This is a genomic window from Mesorhizobium sp. M0037, from assembly GCF_040323635.1.
Classification (GTDB): Bacteria; Pseudomonadota; Alphaproteobacteria; order Rhizobiales; family Rhizobiaceae; genus Mesorhizobium.
The window spans coordinates 1-1,276 of the sequence record NZ_JAMYVB010000051.1 but is presented as its reverse complement, the minus strand read 5'-3'; the positions used below and the strand labels follow the sequence as shown (position 1 = coordinate 1,276).

Sequence of the window (1,276 nt, the reverse complement as noted above, 5' to 3'; positions counted from 1 at the left end):
GCCGCCAGCGGCGCACCGCCCTCGTTCGTGAGGCGTATATAGTCGCCACCAACCAGAACTGTCAACAGTCATCGACGATGTTTTTTCGATTTCTCGTGGAGATATCCACGGGGCGGAATTTCGTGAGCTGGCTTGGCTGAAATTGTGAGTGGCGTTCCGCCGCGGTTCACTCTTCCAACAAGCCCCCACCCCTCGACGGCAGATGCGTACCATCGGCCTGAGAATCGCCTCCTGGCGAGTGTCGATCCCCACGCCAGCCTGAGCAGTGCTTCAGAGCCGGCCTTCCAGCAATTCCGCCGTGATGTTCCGGCCCGCGAAAAAGACACCCAGGATCACGACCCGATCGGCATCGACTGCGAAAGCAATGCTGAGGGCACGCCGGTAGCCGATAACCCGCGGACCAGGCATGATCTCGACCCGCTCTGTGCCGCACTGTGGAAAAGTGGACACGCTCAGGAAATGGTCGCGATGCCGAGAACGAAATTCCAAGCGATCGCCGGCGACGCACGGGTCGGCTATGTCGTCATAGAGCTGGTCGAGTTCAGTTTCCGCCTTGGGGTGGAAGACAATGCGGTACTCCATTGCCTATTTGGCTTTCGCCTGCTTCGCGTGATGACGCGCCTCGAGCCGCGAAAAAACTGTCTCGACAGGGATGCCCTTAGTTTAGCCGGATCCTGCCGGAGCTCGGTCAGGCGCGCCGGAACCTCCTCTCGCAGCCATCTTTCCCGCTCCGCCTCGAAATCCTCGAGCATACGCAGGCCGGCGCGAACAACCTCACTGGCATTGTTGTAGCGGCCTGATTCGAGCTGCTTCCTGGTAAAGCTCTCATAGTGGTCGTTCAGAGCGTAGTCGGGCACGGCAACCTCCTGGAAGATTATGGCGCCGATCAAAGCCCGGTAACAATAGATAGCAATGATTGGAAGCGCACGATCACGGTTCGTTTTCAAAGATCTGATGGCGAGAGAATGGTTCGTCGCCTGGTTTTGCAGGATCCAAAGCGTCCGGTCACCATCGCGCCGGCGCGTGGCGGTTGCCGCGCTGACAGAGCCGGGAGCCAACCGGCTTCGCGTGGGCAAAGGTGCCGAATACAAAAAGGCCTGCGAGCTGCGGGCGGTTGGGGGTCATGATTTGGCTTTTCTGTCCCACGGCGTCGGCTTCGCCTGCTTCCGACCCCTGGTGCAGGTTAAAATCGCCATCGAGCACGGTCCGAACGCAAAAAGCCCGCGTGAAGCGGGCTTTTTTTGTTGGTTGCGGGGACAGGATTTGAACCTGTGAC

Annotated in this window: 2 protein-coding genes and 1 pseudogene; all 3 read right to left on the bottom strand. The window is 59.3% G+C overall.

Annotated features, from left to right (window positions below; translation table 11 throughout):
* Positions 1 to 270: 270 nt before the first annotated feature.
* Positions 271 to 582, bottom strand: coding sequence for a type II toxin-antitoxin system RelE/ParE family toxin (locus NKJ78_RS30740; RefSeq protein WP_031253178.1), 312 nt, complete (start codon positions 580 to 582; stop codon positions 271 to 273).
* Positions 583 to 585: 3 nt separating this feature from the next.
* Positions 586 to 857 (bottom strand): annotated as a pseudogene (locus tag NKJ78_RS30735) (type II toxin-antitoxin system ParD family antitoxin).
* A gap of 148 nt (positions 858 to 1,005) precedes the next feature.
* On the bottom strand, positions 1,006 to 1,276 hold a 271-nt coding region (locus tag NKJ78_RS30730), incomplete at its 5' end, for a hypothetical protein (RefSeq protein ID WP_352562816.1).

Excerpts from the sequence above, each read along its gene's own strand:
- NKJ78_RS30740 (WP_031253178.1), bottom strand. The coding sequence starts at position 582 with ATGGAGTACCGCATTGTCTTCCACCCCAAGGCGGAAACTGAACTCGAC.